The sequence below is a fragment of the Pseudomonas sp. NBRC 111132 genome (genome assembly GCF_001320565.1).
GTDB classification, from domain to species: domain Bacteria; phylum Pseudomonadota; class Gammaproteobacteria; order Pseudomonadales; family Pseudomonadaceae; genus Aquipseudomonas; species Aquipseudomonas putida_P.
Map to the genome: position 1 here is coordinate 1 of NZ_BCBI01000015.1, position 18,177 is coordinate 18,177.

The 18,177-nt window shown below is 63.2% G+C and carries 17 protein-coding genes; 8 read left to right on the forward strand and 9 right to left on the reverse strand.

All coding sequences use genetic code 11. The features are described 5' to 3' along the window. The 4 genes from APH35_RS09550 to APH35_RS09565 all read left to right on the forward strand — a co-directional run. Nucleotides 1–711 (forward strand): ABC transporter substrate-binding protein (locus tag APH35_RS09550; RefSeq protein ID WP_060514685.1); only part of this gene is annotated, 711 nt, incomplete at its 5' end. Continuing rightward, the gene (locus tag APH35_RS09555; protein ID WP_012272889.1) at nucleotides 692–1,687 is read left to right on the forward strand and encodes an ABC transporter permease; all 996 of its coding nucleotides are present in this window, start codon (nucleotides 692–694) and stop codon (nucleotides 1,685–1,687) included. The genes APH35_RS09550 and APH35_RS09555, both read left to right, overlap by 20 nt. Then, the gene (locus APH35_RS09560; protein ID WP_060514686.1) at nucleotides 1,681–2,472 is read left to right on the forward strand and encodes an ABC transporter ATP-binding protein; all 792 of its coding nucleotides are present in this window, start codon (nucleotides 1,681–1,683) and stop codon (nucleotides 2,470–2,472) included. The genes APH35_RS09555 and APH35_RS09560 overlap by 7 nt, the downstream gene beginning before the upstream one ends. 74 nt (nucleotides 2,473–2,546) lie before the next feature. Further along, nucleotides 2,547–3,140 carry a biliverdin-producing heme oxygenase gene (locus tag APH35_RS09565; RefSeq protein ID WP_012272891.1) on the forward strand — a complete coding sequence of 198 codons (594 nt, stop codon included), beginning with the start codon at nucleotides 2,547–2,549 and terminating at the stop codon, nucleotides 3,138–3,140. Between the two features lie 31 nt (nucleotides 3,141–3,171). Here APH35_RS09565 and cydB read toward each other — a convergent pair whose 3' ends face one another. From cydB to APH35_RS09585, 4 genes are read right to left on the reverse strand one after another with little or no spacing between them, the layout of a single operon-like run. After that, nucleotides 3,172–4,179 (reverse strand): cytochrome d ubiquinol oxidase subunit II, encoded by a 1,008-nt coding sequence (gene cydB, locus APH35_RS09570; protein WP_012272892.1) that lies wholly within the window; start codon nucleotides 4,177–4,179, stop codon nucleotides 3,172–3,174. A 14-nt stretch (nucleotides 4,180–4,193) separates the two neighbouring features. Beyond that, nucleotides 4,194–5,615 carry a cytochrome ubiquinol oxidase subunit I gene (locus APH35_RS09575; protein WP_012272893.1) on the reverse strand — a complete coding sequence of 474 codons (1,422 nt, stop codon included), beginning with the start codon at nucleotides 5,613–5,615 and terminating at the stop codon, nucleotides 4,194–4,196. Nucleotides 5,616–5,617: 2 nt separating this feature from the next. Beyond that, entirely contained in the window at nucleotides 5,618–6,094 is a 477-nt protein-coding gene (locus tag APH35_RS09580) for a DUF934 domain-containing protein (RefSeq protein ID WP_012272894.1), read from the reverse strand. Beyond that, nucleotides 6,084–8,093, reverse strand: coding sequence for a DUF2849 domain-containing protein (locus APH35_RS09585; RefSeq protein ID WP_060494537.1), 2,010 nt, complete (start codon nucleotides 8,091–8,093; stop codon nucleotides 6,084–6,086). Before APH35_RS09585 ends, APH35_RS09580 begins: the two co-directional genes overlap by 11 nt. 264 nt (nucleotides 8,094–8,357) lie before the next feature. On the opposite strand from APH35_RS09585, the gene APH35_RS09590 reads away from it, so the two are divergent. Together APH35_RS09590 and APH35_RS09595 are read left to right on the forward strand one after the other, a co-directional pair. After that, nucleotides 8,358–9,668, forward strand: a complete 1,311-nt coding sequence (locus APH35_RS09590) for an aminotransferase-like domain-containing protein (protein ID WP_231118559.1) — start codon at nucleotides 8,358–8,360, stop codon at nucleotides 9,666–9,668. A gap of 161 nt (nucleotides 9,669–9,829) precedes the next feature. Beyond that, the gene (locus APH35_RS09595) at nucleotides 9,830–10,204 is read left to right on the forward strand and encodes a hypothetical protein (protein ID WP_012272897.1); all 375 of its coding nucleotides are present in this window, start codon (nucleotides 9,830–9,832) and stop codon (nucleotides 10,202–10,204) included. 63 nt (nucleotides 10,205–10,267) lie between these two features. Here the strand turns inward: APH35_RS09595 and APH35_RS28245 are convergent, their stop codons facing one another. After that, complete coding sequence (locus APH35_RS28245) at nucleotides 10,268–10,423, reverse strand: DUF2986 domain-containing protein (protein ID WP_082425748.1); 156 nt, start codon at nucleotides 10,421–10,423, stop codon at nucleotides 10,268–10,270. Between the two features lie 38 nt (nucleotides 10,424–10,461). Continuing rightward, on the reverse strand, nucleotides 10,462–11,625 hold the full coding sequence (locus APH35_RS09600; RefSeq protein WP_060514687.1) for an aminotransferase-like domain-containing protein: 1,164 nt from the start codon (nucleotides 11,623–11,625) through the stop codon (nucleotides 10,462–10,464). 82 nt (nucleotides 11,626–11,707) lie between these two features. Between APH35_RS09600 and APH35_RS09605 the strand changes: the two genes are divergently transcribed. Then, nucleotides 11,708–12,154, forward strand: coding sequence for a MarR family winged helix-turn-helix transcriptional regulator (locus tag APH35_RS09605; RefSeq protein WP_012272900.1), 447 nt, complete (start codon nucleotides 11,708–11,710; stop codon nucleotides 12,152–12,154). A 54-nt stretch (nucleotides 12,155–12,208) separates the two neighbouring features. Here the strand turns inward: APH35_RS09605 and APH35_RS09610 are convergent, their stop codons facing one another. The 3 genes from APH35_RS09610 to APH35_RS09620 all read right to left on the reverse strand — a co-directional run bounded on the left by APH35_RS09610 (nucleotide 12,209) and on the right by APH35_RS09620 (nucleotide 16,156). Continuing rightward, on the reverse strand, nucleotides 12,209–14,617 hold the full coding sequence (locus APH35_RS09610) for a TonB-dependent siderophore receptor (protein WP_060514688.1): 2,409 nt from the start codon (nucleotides 14,615–14,617) through the stop codon (nucleotides 12,209–12,211). Between the two features lie 103 nt (nucleotides 14,618–14,720). After that, entirely contained in the window at nucleotides 14,721–15,644 is a 924-nt protein-coding gene (locus APH35_RS09615; protein WP_060514689.1) for a FecR domain-containing protein, read from the reverse strand. After that, nucleotides 15,641–16,156, reverse strand: coding sequence for a sigma-70 family RNA polymerase sigma factor (locus tag APH35_RS09620; protein ID WP_060514690.1), 516 nt, complete (start codon nucleotides 16,154–16,156; stop codon nucleotides 15,641–15,643). Before APH35_RS09620 ends, APH35_RS09615 begins: the two co-directional genes overlap by 4 nt. 192 nt (nucleotides 16,157–16,348) lie before the next feature. On the opposite strand from APH35_RS09620, the gene APH35_RS09625 reads away from it, so the two are divergent. Then, on the forward strand, nucleotides 16,349–18,127 hold the full coding sequence (locus APH35_RS09625; RefSeq protein ID WP_012272904.1) for a phosphoethanolamine transferase CptA: 1,779 nt from the start codon (nucleotides 16,349–16,351) through the stop codon (nucleotides 18,125–18,127). Nucleotides 18,128–18,177: the final 50 nt, after the last annotated feature.

An 18,177-nucleotide genomic window follows, 5' to 3' on the forward strand; every position in this document is an offset into this window, starting at 1 on the left:
ATGGCACTGCGCTGGCTGAAAGCGCTGGAACAGGGCTTCGATGTCAAACTGACCGCCGGCACCCATGGCGGCTGCCTGCGTCTGTTGACCCTGGACGGCGGCCCGCAGGACTTCGCGGCCTTGAAAGGCACCACCATCGGCGTCACCGACATGGCGGCAGCGGACAAGAACTTCTTCTCGCTGATGCTCAAGCGCCATGGCGTCGACCCGGTGCGCGACGTGACCTGGCGGGTCTACCCCATCGATCTGCTCAGCGTTGCCCTGCAAAAGGGCGAGATCCAGGCTGCCAGCGGTTCGGACCCACTCATGTACCGGGTCAAGCAGCAGCCAGGGTTCCGCGAGCTGGCGACCAATATGGTCGAGGAATACGCCAACATGAGCTGCTGCGTGGTCGGCGTCAGCGGCCAGCTGGCGCGCAATGACACCCCGGTCGCTGCCGCCATCACTCACTCGATTCTGCAGGCCCATGCGTGGGCATCGCGTAACCCCGACGCGGTGGCCGAAGAATTCCTCAAGTTCGCCATCAACACCTCCAAGGAAGAAGTACGCGCCATCCTCACCGAACACACCCACGGTTATTACTCGGTGGGTAACACCTTCGTGAAGGAAATTGCCGTGTACGCCCGTGACCTGAAGAACATCGAGGTATTGCGCCCACGCACCGACCCGCTGGAATTCGCGGAGAGCATCCATGCCAACGTATTCGCTTGAGCAAAGCCGAACCGCCAAAGCACCCGCCATCGCCGTATGGCGTGGCGGCCTGCTTGCGGCACTGGCTTGGGTCGCCTTCGCGCTGTTCACCCAGTTCTACCCGGACGGTGGCAAACCTTGGCCATTCACCCGCGAACTGGCCTTGGCGGGCGCAGTGGCCGGCGGGCTGCTGGCGCTGCTCGCACTGTTGCCGGGGGTGTTTACCCGCAGCGTCGCTCGGTTGCGGCCGGCCGCTGCGTGGCTGGTCGCCTTGCCCTTGTTGCTTGGCCTGTGGCTGCTGGTCACAGCCAAGGTGGTATTGCTGCCGGTACCGTTTTTCGCGCCGCCCCAGGCGCTGATCGAAGTGTTCGTCGATGACTGGTCGCGGCTTGGCGAAAGCCTGCTGCATTCGCTGTGGCTGCTGCTCAACGGTGTAGTCATCGGCGGTGCGGCCGGTTTCATCGCCGGCGTGGCGATTGGCTGGTCGCACCGGATCGGCTACTGGGTACACCCGGTGCTGCGCATCCTCGGGCCGGTGCCGTCCACGGCGCTGCTGCCAATCTGCTTTTTCTTCTTCCCTTCCAGCTGGAGCGCCAGCGTGTTCCTGATAGCCCTGGCCACCTGGTTCCCGGTCACGGTGCTGACCTGGTCCGGGGTGGCCAGCGTTGACAAGGCCTATTACGAAGTGGCGCGCACCCTGGGTGCCAGCGGGCGCTTCCTGGTCTGGCGGGTAGCGATCCCCGCTGCCCTGCCCCATGTGTTCGTCGGCCTGTTCATGGGCCTGGGGGCTTCGTTCTCGGTGCTGGTGGTGGCCGAAATGATGGGGGTCAAGGCCGGCCTTGGCTGGTACCTGCAATGGGCGCAGGGCTGGGCTGCCTACGCCAACATGTATGCAGCGCTGCTGGTGATGGCATTGCTGTGCTCGGGGCTGATCACGCTGTTGTTCCTGGTGCGTGACCGGGTGCTGGCCTGGCAAAAGGGAGCAGTGAAATGGTGAGTGGCGTACAAGCGGTGCTGGCCCAGGACACCGGCATGGCGCTGGATATCCGTGGGCTGAGCCACGCCTTTGATTTGGGCAGTGAGCGCCTGCCCGTACTGGACAAGGTCGACCTGCAGTTGGCGCCTGGTGAGAGCGTGGCGCTGCTTGGCCCGTCCGGTTGCGGCAAGTCCACCCTGCTGCGCCTGGTTGCCGGGCTGGAAACAACGCAAAGTGGTAGCTTGCTGGCGGACGGCCAGGCCATTGTTGCCCCACACCACTCGCGCGTGCTGGTGTTCCAGGACCCGACGCTGTACCCATGGCGCAGCGTGTGGGACAACGTCGCCCTCGGCCTGCAAGCCCGTGGCCAGCTGAAGGCCCAGCGCCATCGGGTGGACGAGACCTTGCACAAGGTCGGCCTGCTGCAGTTTCGTGATGCCTACCCGCGCCAGTTGTCGGGCGGTATGGCCCAGCGTGTGGCATTGGCCCGAGCGCTGATCAACGAACCTCGGCTGCTGCTGCTCGATGAGCCACTGGGCAAGCTCGACTCGCTGACCCGCATTGCCATGCAGGGCGAGCTGATCCGCCTGTGGCAGCAGCAAGGCTACAGTTCGTTGCTGGTGACCCATGATGTCGAAGAGGCGCTGTTGCTGTGTGACCGGGTGCTGGTGTTTTCGCCACGGCCAGCGCGGGTGCTGGCCGAGCTGAAGGTCGAGCGGGGTTACCCGCGGCATCGAGATGACCCACGGTTGCTGGAGTTGCGCCAGCATGCGCTGGAATTATTGGGCCAAGGGCGGGATTGGTGAACGAGGTGATACTTGCTGCGTACCTGGGAAGGCAAGCATGATGGAGGCACTGCCCTGTTGCCACGGATACGCCAATGACCGCTGCCCTCTCCCCCCTTACGGAGCCAAGCCGCTGCAAACGCCTCAAGGCCGCCAGCAGCCGGGACCATGACAGTGTCGATCAAATGGTGATGGCGGCGCGGCCTTTTGAAAACCGCGAGCGGTATGGCCGCTTTCTGCAGGTGCAGCACCGCTTTCATGGCAGCCTGCTGGCGCTGTATCAGGATGAACAGCTCAACCAGCGCCTGCCCGGGTTAGTTGAGCTGTCGCGTTTTGCGGCGGTCGAGGACGACCTGCTCGATTTGGGCCTGCCGCTGCCAACGCCCCCTCGACAAATACGTGCCAGCCCGGCCCAGGCCCTGGGTTGGCTGTATTGCAGTGAAGGGTCGAACCTGGGGGCAGCGTTCCTGTTCAAGCACACCCAGCGCCTGGGGCTGGACGGTGACCAGGGCGCCCGCCACCTGGCAGCGCACCCGGATGGCCGGGCGCTGCATTGGCGCGCGTTTGTTGCCAGGCTGGATGCCCTGGTGCTGGGTGAGCAAGAAGAAGCAGAGGTAGTGACAGGGGTGATTGCTGCGTTCGACAGTTATCGGGCACACCTGCGCGAGGTGTTCGCGCAGGATCGCTAGCCGTGTGGGAGGTGGGTTTACCCGCGACGGCTCAATGATAGGCCTCGCCGTCCTTCACCTTGCCGCGGAACACATAATACGACCAGGCCGAATACCCCAGGATGAATGGGATGATCAGCAGCGCCCCGACCAGGGCGAAGCCCAGGCTCTGCGGTGGCGCCGCCGCCTCCCAGATGGTCAGGCTGGGCGGGAGTACGTAAGGCCAGATGCTGATCACCAACCCGGTGAAACCGAGGAACACCAGCAGCAGCGACCAGACGAAAGGCCCGGCATGGGGTGCGCCACGCAGCGATTTGAGAATCGCCCAGGTGGCCACCAGCACCAGCACCGGTACCGGCAGGAAGAACCAGAAGTTGGGCAGGCTGAACCAACGTTCGAAGATCGCCGGATGCGTCAGCGGGGTCCAGATGCTGACAATCAGCATGGCCGCCACCGTCGCCAGGGTGATCGGTGTACAGGCTCGAATGATGCTTGCCTGTAGCCGGCCTTCGGTCTTCAGTACCAGCCAGGTGGCGCCCAGCAGCGCATAGGCCACCACCACCCCAACCCCGCAGAACACGTTGAACGGCGTAAGCCAGCTCATCAGGCCATTGGTGGCCACCCCGTCGACGATCGAGTGCCCCTCGATGAACGCCCCCAGCATCACCCCCTGGAAGAACGCCGCAGCGTACGACCCGGCCATGAAGGCCCGGTCCCAGAACGGTTTGTGCGCCTCATCGGCCTTGAAGCGAAACTCGAACGACACCCCACGCCAGATCAACCCAGCCAGCAGGCCGAGCGCCGGAATGTACAGCGCGCTGAGCAAAATGGCATACACCTTGGGGAAGGCCGCCATCAACCCTGCCCCACCCAGCACCAGCCAGGTTTCGTTGCCGTCCCACACCGGCGCCACGGTGTTGACCATGGTGTCGCGCTGCTCGCGGTCGGTGATGAACGGGAACAGGATGCCGATACCCAGGTCGAAACCGTCCATGATGACGTACATCATCACGCCAAAGCCGATGATCAGGAACCAGATCAGCGGAAGATCAATACCCATGACAGCGTCTCCGGTCAGTCAATGTGGTTGGGTGAATGCGGATACAGCGGCTCGTCCACCGCCGACAACGGGCGGGCCGGCCGCTGGTTGGCGGTCACCGGCTGTTGGTGGTCGTCGTGTACCTCCGGCCCCTTGCGCACCAGGCGCAGCATGTAGACGACACCTGTGCCGAATACCCCGATGTACATCACCACCAGCACCACCAGGCCCACCGACAAGGTCAGCGCCGAATGGTCGGAGACCGCATCCTTGGTGCGCATCAGGCCGTACACCACCCACGGCTGGCGGCCAATTTCGGTGACATACCAGCCGGCCAGCAGGGCCACCAGGCCCGAAGGCCCCATCCACAAGGCAAACCGCGCCAGCCCCCGTGAGGTGTATAGCCGCCCGCGCCAGCGCAGCCAGGCGCCATACAGGCCCAGCACAACCATCAGCATGCCCAGGCCGACCATGACCCGGAAGCACCAGAACACAATGGTCGAATTGGGCCGGTCTTCTTTGGCGAAGTCTTTCAAGCCTGGGATCTGCCCGTGCAGGCTGTGGGTCAGGATCAGGCTGGCCAGGTTGGGGATTTCAACCTTGTAGCGGGTGGTTTCAGCTTCCATGTCCGGGATGCCGAACAGGATCAGCGGCACGCCCTGGCCCGGTGTATTGCTCCAGTGCCCCTCCATCGCAGCGACCTTCGCCGGCTGGTACTTGAGCGTGTTCAAGCCGTGCATGTCACCGATCAGCACCTGCAGCGGCGCAGTGAACAGCAGCATCCACAATGCCATCGAGAACATCCGCCGCACCGCCGGGGTACGGTTGCCACGCAACAGGTGCCAGGCCGCCGAGGCGCCGACGAACAGCGCGGTCGACAGCATTGCCGCCGTCACCATGTGCGCCAGGCGGTACGGGAACGATGGGTTGAAGATGATGGCAAACCAGTCCACCGGCACCACCACGCCATTGATCACTTCGTGCCCCTGGGGCGTTTGCATCCAGCTGTTGGACGCCAGGATCCAGGTGGCAGAAATCATCGTGCCCACAGCCACCATGACAGTGGCGAAAAAGTGCAGGCCACGGCCGACCTTGTGCCAGCCGAACAGCATCACGCCCAGGAAACCCGCTTCAAGGAAGAAGGCCGTCAGCACCTCGTAGGTCAGCAAGGGGCCGGTGATGCTGCCGGCGAACTGCGAGTAGAAGCTCCAGTTGGTGCCGAACTGGTAGGCCATGACCAGCCCGGAGACCACGCCCATGGCGAAGTTGACGGCGAAGATCTTCGACCAGAAGTGGTACAGGTCGAGGTAGGCGTTATCTTTTTTCCACAACCACAGGCCTTCCAGTACCGCCAGGAATGCTGCCAGGCCAATGGTGATGGCCGGGAAAATGATGTGGAAGGTAATGGTGAAACCAAACTGTATACGGGCCAGCTCCAAGGCTGTAAGGCTGAACATGGCTATGCCTCGCTCCGTTGTGAAAGACGTTGCAGCAAAGTGCGTGGGCGGGCCTGCCGATGGCTGGCTGCGGCAGCGTGCCAGCGCTGCGCCGGCACGCTGGGCGAAACCAGTGCGCTGGTGAAACCGCACTGCAGCAGCATGGCGAACTGGTCCGGCAGCAATGGCCCGGCGGCGCGCAGGTCACCGGTAAAACCGTGCCGCTCGCGCAGTAGCCTGGCCAGGGTGAAACCACGGCCATCGCGTGACTTGGCGAACTCGATCACGATCAATGTCAGCTGGCCGAGCAGTGCCCGCACCTGCGCCGGGTCCTGGTCGGCGGCCAGCCACAGGCCCTCGGCTGGCTGGCCAAAACGCATGTGGTAGTCGTCCCACTGCTGCGGCTGCAGCACCGTACGCGCAGCAAAGGTCGGCAGCGCGTCGCTGCTCGGATAACGCCAGTTATCGGTCTGAACCTGGCCCTCATGGTCAACGAGCATCACGCAGCACCTCCTTGAACGGCTCGATACCGACACGGCGGTAGGTGTCGAGGAAGCGCTCGTCGTCTTCACGCAATTGCAGGTAGATGGCAACGATCGCCTCGACGATGTCGGGCACCTCCTCGAAGGGCACCGAGCGGCCCAGGATGGTCCCGACCGCCGCGTCCTCTTCGGCGCTGCCGCCCAGGGTGATCTGGTAGTTTTCATGGCCGGCCTTGTCCAGGCCGAGGATGCCGATGTGCGCCACGTGGTGGTGGGCACAGGCATTGATGCAGCCGGAGACGTTGAGCTTGAGTTCGCCGATGTCCTGTTGCCGGGCCGCGTCGAAACGCTGCGCGATGCGCTGGGCGACCGGCACCGAGCGGGCGGTGGCGAGGCTGCAGTAGTCCATGCCTGGGCAGGCGATGGTGTCGGACAACAAGCCAATGTTGCTGGTTGCCAGCCCGGCCTGGCGCAAGGCCTGCCACACGCTGTACAGATCCACCAGGCGAATGTGCGGCAGCACCACGTTCTGCTCGTGGGAGACGCGAATCTCGTTCAGCGAGTAGGCCTCGGCCAGGTCGGCCAGGGCGAGCATTTCCTCGGCACTGATGTCGCCGGGGATACCGCCGGGTGGTTTCAGCGAAATGACCGCGCTGATGTAGCCACGTTTCTTGTGCGGGTGAGTGTTGGTCCGTACCCAGCTGGCGAACGCGTTGTCGTCCGCCCGTGCGCGCAGAAAGCTGTCACACAGGCCGGGCAACGCCTCGAAGGCGGGCTGCACGAAGCGGGCATGAATGCCCTGAACGATGGCCGGCTCCAAGTACTGGTGGTCGGCCGGCAGGCTGGCGAACTCCTCCTCGATCATTTCGATGAAACGCCCAGGCTTGAGCTCACGCACCAGAATCTTGATACGTGCCTTGTACAGGTTGTCGCGCCGTCCCAGGGCGTTGTACACCCGCAAGATGGCCTCGACGTAACGCAGCAGTTCGCGCTCCGGCAACCATTCGCGCACGCGGGTGCCAACTATCGGGGTACGCCCAAGGCCACCGCCGGCATACACCTGGAAGCCGACTTCACCCTGCGCGTTGCGTTGCGCCAGGATGCCAATGTCATGGAAGCGCACGGCCGCGCGGTCCTTGGGGCTGCCGGTGATGGCGATCTTGAACTTGCGTGGCAGGTAGGTAAATTCCGGATGCTCGGTGGACCACTGGCGGAGGATCTCGGCATGTACCCGAGGGTCGAGCACTTCATCCTCGGCGGCGCCGGCAAAATGGTCGGTGGTGACGTTGCGGATGCAGTTGCCGCTGGTCTGGATGCAATGCAGGTCGGCATCGGCCAGCACCGACAGTATCTCCGGCGTATCGGCCAGGCGCGGCCAGTTGAACTGGATGTTCTGCCGGGTGGTGAGGTGGCCGTAGCCCTTGTCGTAGGTATGCGCCACATAGGCCAGCTGGCGCAGTTGCAGCGCGCTCAAGGTGCCGTAGGGGATCGCCACACGCAGCATGTAGCCGTGCAGTTGCAGGTACAGGCCGTTCATCAGCCGGTAGACCTTGAACGCCTCTTCATCCAGCTCGCCACTCAGGCGACGGGCAACCTGCTGCTCGAACTGGCGGGCGCGGTCCTTGAGGAACTCACGCTCGAAGCGGTCGTAGCGATACACCCCTGCCTGCCCCGCCTCGACCGGCAACACCGGGCGCATGCGTGCAATGCTGCTTGGCGGTGTGCCCGCAGCCTGCTTGCCAAGGTCGCTGCGTACCGAAGGGCCACGGGCGCGCAACCGTTCACGCAGGCTTTTCGGCTCTGGCCGGCCATCGACCAGCCAGGCCTCACAAGGCGTCGGTGCCACGACCTGGTTGGCCAGCACGGCAGCCTCGGCAGCGAGGGTTGCCGATACCAGCGCCTGCGCATCGAAGGTGCCGGCTTGTTGCAGTGTCTCTACCCACTCATGCCCGGCATCAAGCCAGACCACAGCCCCATCGTCGAGGCGGTTGGCGCAGATCAGATGACAGTCATTCATCGAACATCTCCATGACTGGCAGCCCGGAAGCGCTTATCGTTGCAACCCTGCCGCGCCGTTCCGGTGCACATCAAATAAACCATACGCTTTCCATATTGTATGGATTTGTTAACAACTGTATGCCATGATATGCCTATGCGTATGGACTTACAACCGAGAGGAAGATCTATGCCTGTTGCCGGAGCGCCAGAAGAAGCGGCGCAAATGCGCTGGACAAAGCCTTTCAAGCCGAAGTCAGGCCCAAGATACATACAGATTGCAGATATGCTTGCAGAATCCATACAATCTGGAGTCTTGCAGGATGGCGAGCAAATTCCGCCGCAACGTGCACTGGCTGCGCACCTGGGCGTCGACCTGACCACGGTGACCCGCGCCTACGCCGAAGCGCGCGACCGTGGCCTGATTGCTTCCTACAGTGGCCGCGGGTCGTTCATCCTGGGTGCCCGACAAACAACCACCCTGGCAGGCATCGACCTGACCATGAACATCCCGCCGCAGCCGGCCAACGGCTCGATGGCTCAGTTGGTGAGCGCCGGGCTGGAACAGGCGCTGCAGCGCAACCGCATCGAAGCACTGTCGCTTTACCAGGACGAACCGGCCACCCGCTCGCTGCTGCAGGCCGCACAGGGCTGGCTGGAACCGGCACTGGGTGATCTGGACATGCGCGGCCTGGCGCTGTGCTCGGGGTCGCAGGCGGCCATCTTCGCCATCCTCAGCGCCCATGCCCGCGCGGGTGACGCCATTCTTTGCGACCCACTGACTTACCCCGGCCTGCTGTTGGCCGCCCGGCAACTGGGGCTGCGCATTGTCGAGGTAGCCAGTGACGCCGACGGCATGCGCCCCGACCACCTGGAACAGGCTTTTCAGCAAAGCGGTGCGCGCCTGCTGTACCTCAACCCCACCTTCCACAACCCTACCGCGCACACCATGCCCGTAGCCCGGCGCCAGGCGATTGCCGAGGTGCTGCTCAAGCGCGGCATCACGCTGATCGAGGACGACCCGTACCGCTATCTGCTCGACGACGCGCCGGCACCCATCGCGTGCCTGACCGGGGGGGCCAACACGTACTACCTGGCGTCGCTGTCCAAGTGCCTGTGGCCAAGCTTGCGCACCGCCTTCGTGCTGCCACCGCGTGGCGATGACGGGCAAGGGCTGCTCAACGGCCTGCGTGCATCGAGCATGGGCTGTTCCGCCCTGCTGCTGGCGCTGGTCGAGCAATGGATTCGCGATGGCACCGCCAAGGGGTTGGTACAGGAAATCCAGCGTGAAGCCCGCGCCCGCCAGCACCTGGCACGCACGCTGCTGAGCCATGAGTTCCAGGCGCACCCCACCGGGCTGCACGTATGGCTGCCACTACCCGCGCACTGGCAACAGGAGCGGTTCACCCATGCGTTGGATGATGTGGGGGTGAGCGTGGCAGGGGCGGATTCGTTCAGCGTGGCACCGCAAGGACCGGAAGCTGTGCGCCTCTCGCTGGGTGGAGCGCCAGACCAAGCAGTGCTGGGACAGGCCTTGCGCAAGGTGGAGGGGTTGTTGAAGGAAGATCGCCGACGTGGCGGGCGGGCGTTTGTGTAAGTACCCGCTGCAGGAAAAGTCCTACAACTTGTTGCTGCAGCGAACTTTTTCTCCATTGCCTGTCTATGTGGGAGGCACAGAAAGGTAGCGGGACGCGAAAAAGGTTCGCCGACCACCTGCTGGCCAGATGGCTCAATTGTTATCAGAGGTTGGCTTCGCTCATGAAAATGCATGTCGCAAGGTTGATGCTGCTCGGCCTGTTCTCGTTCGCGGCGGTGGGCACGGCATCGGCAACACAAATGAAAGCAGCCGAGGCCGTGGCCCCTGCTGTTCAATCACCCCTGCAGCCAGCCGGCAACCCCTGGTCGAGGGTGGCCAATGCGGCCGTTCTACAGCCGGCCACGCTGCTGGCGCATGATGACGACCGCTGGCACGACCACCGAAGCGACTGGCGCCGCGAACAGTGGCGGCGTGAACAAGCCCGGCGGGATTGGGAGCGTCGGCGCGACTGGGAACGGCGCCGTGACTGGGAGCGCCGCCATGAGCGGGCCATGCACCAGCGTCATTACGACGAACACCGTTATTACCGCCGCTGAAACTGACGCCCCCCTGTAGGAGCGGCCCAATCGCGACACAAGGCCGCTCCTGCACCGTCTGCGTCAGTCAGCCGGTTTGGCGACGTCCCCGGCCGCCTCGGCCTCCATTTTCAATCGGTCAGCCTTGCAAATGTACTTGGGCTTGCGCGGCGCCAGTTTGGCATTGGCCTTTTTGGCATGCGCCTCCAATAGCTGCTTGATCTTCTTACGACGGTTCATAGTCCACGGGGCCTGTCAGTGCGGTTTTGCTGGCAACATCATACCCGTGCAGCCTGCGCATTGCGCAGCACTTGCGCCAAACGCCTGAGCCCTTCGTCCAACTGGTCCGGGGCAACGTGGCTGAAATTCAGGCGCAGATGGCCGTGATGCCGGTCCGGTTCAGGGAAAAATGGCTCACCCGGCATAAATGCCACGTCCACCGCCAATGCGTCTGCCAATAGGGTGCGGGTATCCAGTGGCTGTTTCAGGGTCAGCCAGAAGAACAGCCCGCCATCCGGCTTGTGCCAGTCGGCCAGGTCGGCAAAATGCGCTTCCAGCGCCAACTGGAACGCATCCCTGCGCGTGCGGTAGTAGTCGCGCAAGGTCTTCAGGTGCAGCTGCAGCTTGTCGCTGCCCAGCCACTGCAGCACCTGCCACTGCCCCACCCGGTTGGTGTGCAGGTCGGCAGCCTGCTTGAGCCGCAACAAATGCGGGAACAGGTCGGGGCTGGCGATCAGGTAGCCCACCCGCAGGCCGGGGAGCAAGGTCTTGGACACCGTACCGGTGTATATCCAGCTGGCGTTACGCAAGCGGCTGACGATCGGCTGGGCGCTGCCACCATCGAAGCTCAGCTCGCGATAGGGTTCGTCCTCGATCAACGTCACCCCGAACTCATCCAGCAAGGCCGCCACCGCGTCGCGCTTGGCTTCGCTGTAGCGCAGGCCCGAGGGGTTCTGGAACGTCGGGATCAAGTAAATGAAGGCCGGGCGATGGCGCTGCAGGCACCCACGCAGTTGCGCCAGGTCCGGGCCATCGGCCTGCATCGGCAAGGCCAGGCAATCGGCGCCAAACAGCTGGAAGATCTGCAGCGCCGCCAGGTAGGTCGGCGCTTCGAGCATGATCTGCGTGCCTTGGTCGATGTACAGCTTGGCCGCAAGGTCCAGGGCCTGTTGCGAACCACTCACCACCAACACCTGGCTGGCCTGACAGTCAATCCCCAGTGCCCGTGCTTCGGCCGCCAGTGCTTCGCGCAGGGCCGGCTCGCCCTCGCTCATGCCGTACTGGCCCATGTTGACCGGCATGTCGGCCCAGTCGACCTTGGGCAACATCGCTTCGGCCGGCAAACCGCCAGCGAACGACATCACCCCAGGGCGCTGGGCAGCGGCAAGGATTTCACGGATCAGGGAACTCTTGAGGCGCGTGACACGTTCAGAGAAAGCCATGGGGATCACCGGTAGCAAGGCAGAAGGAAAATACGTCAAACTATTTGACTGAAATTACGCTGCTACCCGTGGATTAGTCAATATGATTGACCTTAAAAACCCTGCCTCCCAGCAACAGGCGATGGAGGCCTTTTTCTTCGGCTACCAGGCGTTCACCGCCAAGGCCGACGAAATGCTCGAACGCCGTGGCCTGGGCCGGGTGCATCAACGCATCGTGTTCTTCATCGCGCGCTATCCGAACCTGAGCGTGAAGGACTTGCTGGCCTTGCTTGGGGTCAGCAAGCAAGCGCTGAACATGCCAATGCGCCAGTTGACGGAAATGCGCCTGGTGGAGAGTGCGGCCTGCGAGGCCGACAAACGCAAGCGCTTGCTGGCCCTGACCGAGGAAGGCGCGCGCCTGGAGCAGATGCTGCGGCGCGAGCAGGTGAAGTTGCTGGAGCGGGTGTTCGCAGAAGCCGGGGAAGACGCTGTGAATGGCTGGCTGGCAGTGAACACGGCGCTGGGCAAAAGCCAGATGGCTACTGCCTGAACACGCCTGGCGGCACTTGCGCCGGCCAGGCGCTCAGCCCTGCCAGGCGCAGGCTCAGAAACTGTACTTGGTACTGAGCATCACATTGCGCGGCTCGCCATAGAACCCGGTGTAAAAGGTCGGGTCCAGCGCGCTGAGGTATTTCTTGTCGAACAGGTTGTTCACGTTAACGGTCGCCGTCAGGTGCTGGGTGACGTCATAACGCGCCATCAGGTTGAACACCGCGTATTGGCCCTGGGTCGCCTTGACCGTATGGCCAATCTGCCACGGCGCATCAGTCAGGCTCAGGCCGCTTTGCCAGTTCATGCCGCCACCCACGGTCAGGCGATCAAGCTCGCCCGGCAGGCGGTAGGTGGTCCACAGTTTGACCATGTTCGCCGGGGCGATGGTGTTGATACGCTCATGGTCCGCATCCTTGGTCAGGCTGTGGCTGTAACTTGCAGTGACGTTCCAGCCGGGCGTGATCTCGCCGAAGACTTCCAGGTCGATACCCCGCGTGGTGGCACCGGACACCGCCTTGTAAGCGCGCTCGCGATCGGTCCCTTCGACGAAGCCGCCACTGAGCACACCCAGGTTGTCCTGCTTGATCTGGTAAAGGGCAATGGCTGTATTGACACGCCCGTCCAGCAGCTCGCTTTTCAAGCCGATTTCATAGTTGTCGCCTTCGCGCGGCTCAAGCGTGGCGCCACTGCTGTCGCGTAGCGACTGTGGCTTGTAGATCTTGGTGTAGCTGGCATACACCGAATGCTGTGCATTCAGGTCGTAGACCACGCCCGCGTAGGGCGTGACAAAACCGGATTCGCGGGTGGCCTGATGGTTGGTCGAACGGGTGTAGGGCGCGTTGTAGATGGCCTTTTTCTTGTAGCTGTAATCGCCGACACGGGCGCCCAAGATCAGTGACAGGTCGTCGGTCGGCTTGAAACGCGCCACCATGTACGCAGCATCCTGGCGGATGGTGGTGTCATCGTTCATCAGTTTGCCCACCGAGACCGGGCGGTCGGTGTTGTTGTCCCAGTCGTAGATATTGACCGGCTTCATTTCCAGGTCATCGTCGTCCGGGTTGCTGTAGTCGTGAAACGCCGAGCCGCTCACACCGGCCAACAGCTCGTGCTGGCGCCCCAGCAACTGGAACGGCCCCTGAACGATGGCATCGATACCCAACTGACGTTGCGAGCCATAGCCGTCGCCGCCATACAGGTAAGCACCCTCCCCGGTTTGCTTGTTGGGGAAACCGCCACTGGCGGACGCCAGCGAGTAGTCACGGGTGCTGTACATGTTGTTTACCGACACCTTCAGCTTCCAGTCGTTGACCAGGTCTTGTTCCAGGGTGGCGAAGGTATTGAGGGTGTCCTGCTGGCGATAGCTCCAGCGCGAGGCCGCATTGGTCGAGCGCGAGAAATCGGTCTGCTCGCCGTCATCGTAGAACAGCGGGAAGCTGGCGAACGAAACCCCACGCGGGTCGTTTTTCTGGTAGTCGAAGCCTACCGTCAGCAGGGTGCTGTCGCTGAGGTCGGCTTCGAGGATGCCGTAATAGGTCTGTTTTTCCTGCTGGTAATGGTCGATGTAGCTGTTGCCCTGCTGGTAAGCCACCACGGCACGGCCACGCAGGCGGGCGTCGGCGGTCAGTGGGCCGGATAGATCGACTTCGCTTCGATAGGTGTCCCAAGACCCCGCTCCGGCGCTGACAGCACCTTGGAAGTTTGCCGTCGGACGCTTGCGGATCAGGTTAACGCTGCCCGACGGGTCGCCGGCCCCGGTCATCAGCCCGGTGGCACCGCGAACGATTTCGACTCGGTCATAGATGGACGTGTCGATCATGCTCTGCGGGCTGGCACTGGTCTGCACGATCAGGGTGGTGGGGATACCGTCAAACTGGTAGTTGTCGATCGAATAGCCACGCGAGTAGATGTTCACCCGCTCGCTGTCGATGTTCTGCACGTTCAGGCCAGGGGTTTGCTTGAGCACGTCACTGAGGGTGTTCAGTTGCTGGTCTTCGATGCGCTGGCGCGTCATCACGCTGACGGTCTGCGGGGTTTCGCGCAGCGACAACGCCAGTTTGGTCGAACTGTTGCTGGAACCGGTGGTGTAGGAGCCGGTTCCTTCCGTGACAGCCCCCAGGCCCGCCGCGTCGATGTTGGTTGCACCAAGCTCCATGGCCCCACTGCTGTCGGCCCTGGCCAATACGTAGCGCTTCTCCCCGGCCTGCACGACGCGCAGGCCGCTACCTTGGAGCAGGCGGGCAAAGCCCTGCTCCAGCTCATAGTCACCTTGCAGGCCGGGCGAGCGCAGGCCGGCAGTGTCTTGCGAACTGAAGGTGATCATGACCCCGCTCGCGGCGGCGAACTGACTGAGCGATGCCGCCAGGCTGCCAGCCGGAATGTCGTAGGCGATGGCCCAGGCGGGCGTGACCACCAACAACGAGCCGGTCAGGCTCAGGGCAAGAAGTGAGGGACGTACGAGCATGAAGGGGATCCTGAAAAGGTTGGCAATAACTGCGACTGATGCGCATGTGCAGGTAGAGCCGAAACAGGAAAGAAAAACTGTTACCCCTCCACGCGAAATATTTTCAGGCCGCCCTGCCCTCTACCCGCACCCAATAGCGCGTCAGGCGCCGCAGCCTTACCGGCAGGGAGTCCTCCAGGTTGGCCAGTACACCCTCGCTGTCATCCAGCAGGAATGTGCCCGACAGTCGCAACCCAGCGACCTCCGGTGCACAGCCCAGATAGCCGTGTCGATAACGGGAAAGCTCCGCCACGACGTCTTCCAGCCGCCAATCGACCACCACCAGCATGCCTTGCGTCCACGCCGAACCCTGCGCCACGGCCGGCAGCAACGGCCCCGCAGTGTCAGCGGTAAAACTCACTGCCTGGCCTGCCTCGGCGCGCAAGGTTTGACCAATGGCCAGCCGTGGCTGAACCTCGACAGCATGGGCCTCCACCGTGACCCGGGAAATGCCCGCCCCCTGGCGTACCGTAAAGCGCGTGCCCAAGGCCAGCACACGGCCTTCGGCTGTTAGTACGCTGAGCGGGCGCGTATCCTTGGCCGTCTCGACCAGGATTTCGCCTTGGTGCAACACGATCAGCCGCTGCGTGCCATCGAACTGCACATCGGCCCGCGAGTCGGTGTCCAGCACCAGCCGGCTGCCGTCGGCCAAGGTGAAGTGGCGGCGCTGCCCTACCCGCGTGCTGTAGTCCGCGCCCCAGGGCGAGACCTGATAGCCCCGCCAGCCGACGACCCCCACACCCAGCAGCATGGCCAACATCTTAACGGCGGCGCGGCGCTGTTGCCGTGCCTGTTCGAGCGTTGTCCCCGCCAGGCCTGCCGGGGCCTGGCCCAAGCGTTGCTGCAGTTGCTCGATGCGCTGCCAGGCCTGGGCATGCTGCGGGTCCGCCGCCAGCCATGCCTGCCACTCGCGGCGTGTAGTGTCGCTGACCGCACTGTCATGCAACCGCACATACCAGTCCACTGCCTGGGCCAGGGTGCGCTTCATGCTTCTTCCAGCAGCAGGCAGTGCATCAGGCCTCTGGCCAGATGCTTGCGCACCGTGCTGACCGAAACCCCACAGCGATCGGCGGCTTTTTCGTAGCTGAGCCCATCGAGTTGCACGGCAAGGAAAATCTGCCGGGTACGCGCACCCAGGCCATCGAGCATGCGGTCGATGGCCAGCAGGCTGTCGAGGATCAGTGCGCGGGTCTCGGCCGAAGGCGCGTGCAGTTCCGGGCGCGCCATCAGTGCATCGAGGTAGGCCTGCTCCAGGCTGCGGCGCCGATACAGGTCGATGACCAGGCCACGGGCGATGGTCGCCAGGTACCTGCGGGGTTCCTGCAGGGTGCCGGATGAGCGTGCCAGAAGCACACGGACGAACGTGTCCTGGGCAAGGTCCGCTGCATCGGCGGAGTTGCTCAGCCGATGGCGCAACCAACCGCGCAGCCAGCTGTTGTGGTCACGGTAAAGGGCGTGAAGATGCGCGTGGGGTGCTGCGTCAGAGGCCGTTGTGGACATGCCTTCTCCCTGCCGGCAGTGATGCAAATAAGAATTTGTCTCGATTGTATTGATAAGCCTTCGCCTTGGGAAGCCAGCGCCCAAGCCATGTTCATCACCGTGTTGACGCTATTTTCACAGTCAACCGATTAGCGTCACGCCTTTTCCGGCCACAGGCACATCTGCTGGCCGCCAAGGTACGACGAGGCATACGTGTCACACACTACATCCCCCGCCGCGCACAAGCGCGTGGACTGGGCCGGCCTGGGCTGGCTTCTGCTGTTCTTCTGGTACTTCTCCGGCGTCACCCAGGCGTTGTTGCTGTTCAGTGGCACCACCGGCTTTGCCGGTTTTCGCGATGCGTTCTTCCTCAGCAGCCTGTGGCTGGCCCCGGTGCTGCTGCTGCCCCGCTTCACCCGCGCCACGGCGGCTGTCATCGGCCTGGTATTGTGGGCCGCATCGCTGGTGGGCCTGAGTTACTTCGGCATCTATCGTCAGGAGTTCTCGCAAAGCGTCATCTTCGTGATGTTCGAGTCCAACACCGCCGAGGCCGGCGAATACTTCAGCCAGTACTTCAGCGTGTGGCTGGGCCTGGCGCTGCTGCTGTACACGCTGGTTGCAGTACTGCTGTGGAAACGTGTACGCCCCGTCAGCCTGCCCCTGCGCAGCCGCCTGCCGGTGGTGGCCCTGTTGCTGGTGGCCAACCTGGTGTACCCGTTCTACAAGCAGATGGTCACCCAGGAACGCAACTTCGCCGATGCCGCTGAAAAAGTGCAGCAACGCATGGAGCCCGCAGTGCCTTGGCAACTGTTGGTCGGCTACCGTCAGTATCGCCAGCAACTGGACAACATGCAGGACTTGCTGGCCCAGAACGCCGCATTGCCCCCACTGCAAAACCTGCGTGACAGCAGCGGCACCGCGCCGCGCACCCTGGTGCTGGTACTGGGCGAGTCCACCACCCGCGAGCACATGCACCTGTACGGCTACAACCGCGACACCACGCCCAACCTCGACGCGCTGGCCGCCAGCGACAAGGGCCTGACGGTGTTCCGCGACGTGGTATCGCCACGCCCGTACACCATCGAAGTGATGCAGCAGATCCTCACCTTCGGCGACGAGCAGAACCCGGACCGCTTCCTCACCGACCCGTCGCTGATCAACCTGATGAAACAGGCAGGCTACAAGACCTTCTGGATCACCAACCAGCAGACCATGACCAAGCGCAACACCATGCTCACCACCTTCTCGCAGCAGACCGATGCGCCGGTATACCTGAACAACCAGCGCAACCAGAATGCCAGCCAGTACGATGATGTGGTGCTGGCGCCGTTCGAGAAGGCCTTGCAAGACCCTGCGCCGAACAAGTTCATCATCGTGCACCTGCTGGGCACGCACATGGACTATCGCTTCCGCTATCCCGACGACTATGCCCACTTTACCGACAACACAGGTGTACCCGGCCAGCTGACGGCGGACCAGGTAAAAACCTACAACTTCTACGACAACGCGGTGCGCTACAACGACTATGTGGTGTCGAGCCTGATTAAACGCTACTCGGCCGGCAACCCCAATGGCTTCCTGGTGTACCTGTCCGACCACGGTGAAGATGTGTACAGCTCCGGTGACCACGACCGCCTGGGGCGCAACGAAGGCGCGCCGACCCGGCCGATGTACACCATCCCGTTCCTGCTATGGACCTCGCCCAGCTGGCAGGCCGAGCACCCACGCGACTTGCAGGCGATGGCCAGCCGCCCTTACAGCAGCTCGCACCTGATCCATACCCTGTCCGACCTGGCCGGGCTGAGCTATGACCGCTATGAGCCGGCCAAGAGCCTGGTGAGCCCGCAGTTCGTGGCAGCACCGCGCTGGATCGGTGACCCGTACCGCAAGGATGGCTTGCGCGAATTCGACCACCTGCCGATGGACAAGGCTGCAGGCTTGCAGCAGGCGGCCAGTAATGGCGAAGAGCAGAACGGCAAGCGCTTGAACTGATGTTTTTTGGTTGAGATCGTTGGGGGCGCTTTGCGCCCCTTGCGTCACAA

Excerpts from the sequence above, each read along its gene's own strand:
- APH35_RS09615 (WP_060514689.1), bottom strand. The coding sequence starts at position 15,644 with ATGAAGCGCACCCTGGCCCAGGCAGTGGACTGGTATGTGCGGTTGCAT.
- APH35_RS09555 (WP_012272889.1), top strand. The coding sequence starts at position 692 with ATGCCAACGTATTCGCTTGAGCAAAGCCGAACCGCCAAAGCACCCGCC.
- APH35_RS09610 (WP_060514688.1), bottom strand. The coding sequence starts at position 14,617 with ATGCTCGTACGTCCCTCACTTCTTGCCCTGAGCCTGACCGGCTCGTTG.
- APH35_RS09575 (WP_012272893.1), bottom strand. The coding sequence starts at position 5,615 with ATGTTCAGCCTTACAGCCTTGGAGCTGGCCCGTATACAGTTTGGTTTC.
- APH35_RS09565 (WP_012272891.1), top strand. The coding sequence starts at position 2,547 with ATGACCGCTGCCCTCTCCCCCCTTACGGAGCCAAGCCGCTGCAAACGC.
- APH35_RS09600 (WP_060514687.1), bottom strand. The coding sequence starts at position 11,625 with ATGGCTTTCTCTGAACGTGTCACGCGCCTCAAGAGTTCCCTGATCCGT.
- APH35_RS09580 (WP_012272894.1), bottom strand. The coding sequence starts at position 6,094 with ATGCTCGTTGACCATGAGGGCCAGGTTCAGACCGATAACTGGCGTTAT.
- APH35_RS09560 (WP_060514686.1), top strand. The coding sequence starts at position 1,681 with ATGGTGAGTGGCGTACAAGCGGTGCTGGCCCAGGACACCGGCATGGCG.
- APH35_RS09590 (WP_231118559.1), top strand. The coding sequence starts at position 8,358 with ATGCTTGCAGAATCCATACAATCTGGAGTCTTGCAGGATGGCGAGCAA.
- APH35_RS09620 (WP_060514690.1), bottom strand. The coding sequence starts at position 16,156 with ATGTCCACAACGGCCTCTGACGCAGCACCCCACGCGCATCTTCACGCC.
- APH35_RS09595 (WP_012272897.1), top strand. The coding sequence starts at position 9,830 with ATGAAAATGCATGTCGCAAGGTTGATGCTGCTCGGCCTGTTCTCGTTC.
- APH35_RS09605 (WP_012272900.1), top strand. The coding sequence starts at position 11,708 with ATGATTGACCTTAAAAACCCTGCCTCCCAGCAACAGGCGATGGAGGCC.
- APH35_RS09585 (WP_060494537.1), bottom strand. The coding sequence starts at position 8,093 with ATGAATGACTGTCATCTGATCTGCGCCAACCGCCTCGACGATGGGGCT.
- APH35_RS28245 (WP_082425748.1), bottom strand. The coding sequence starts at position 10,423 with ATGAACCGTCGTAAGAAGATCAAGCAGCTATTGGAGGCGCATGCCAAA.
- cydB (WP_012272892.1), bottom strand. The coding sequence starts at position 4,179 with ATGGGTATTGATCTTCCGCTGATCTGGTTCCTGATCATCGGCTTTGGC.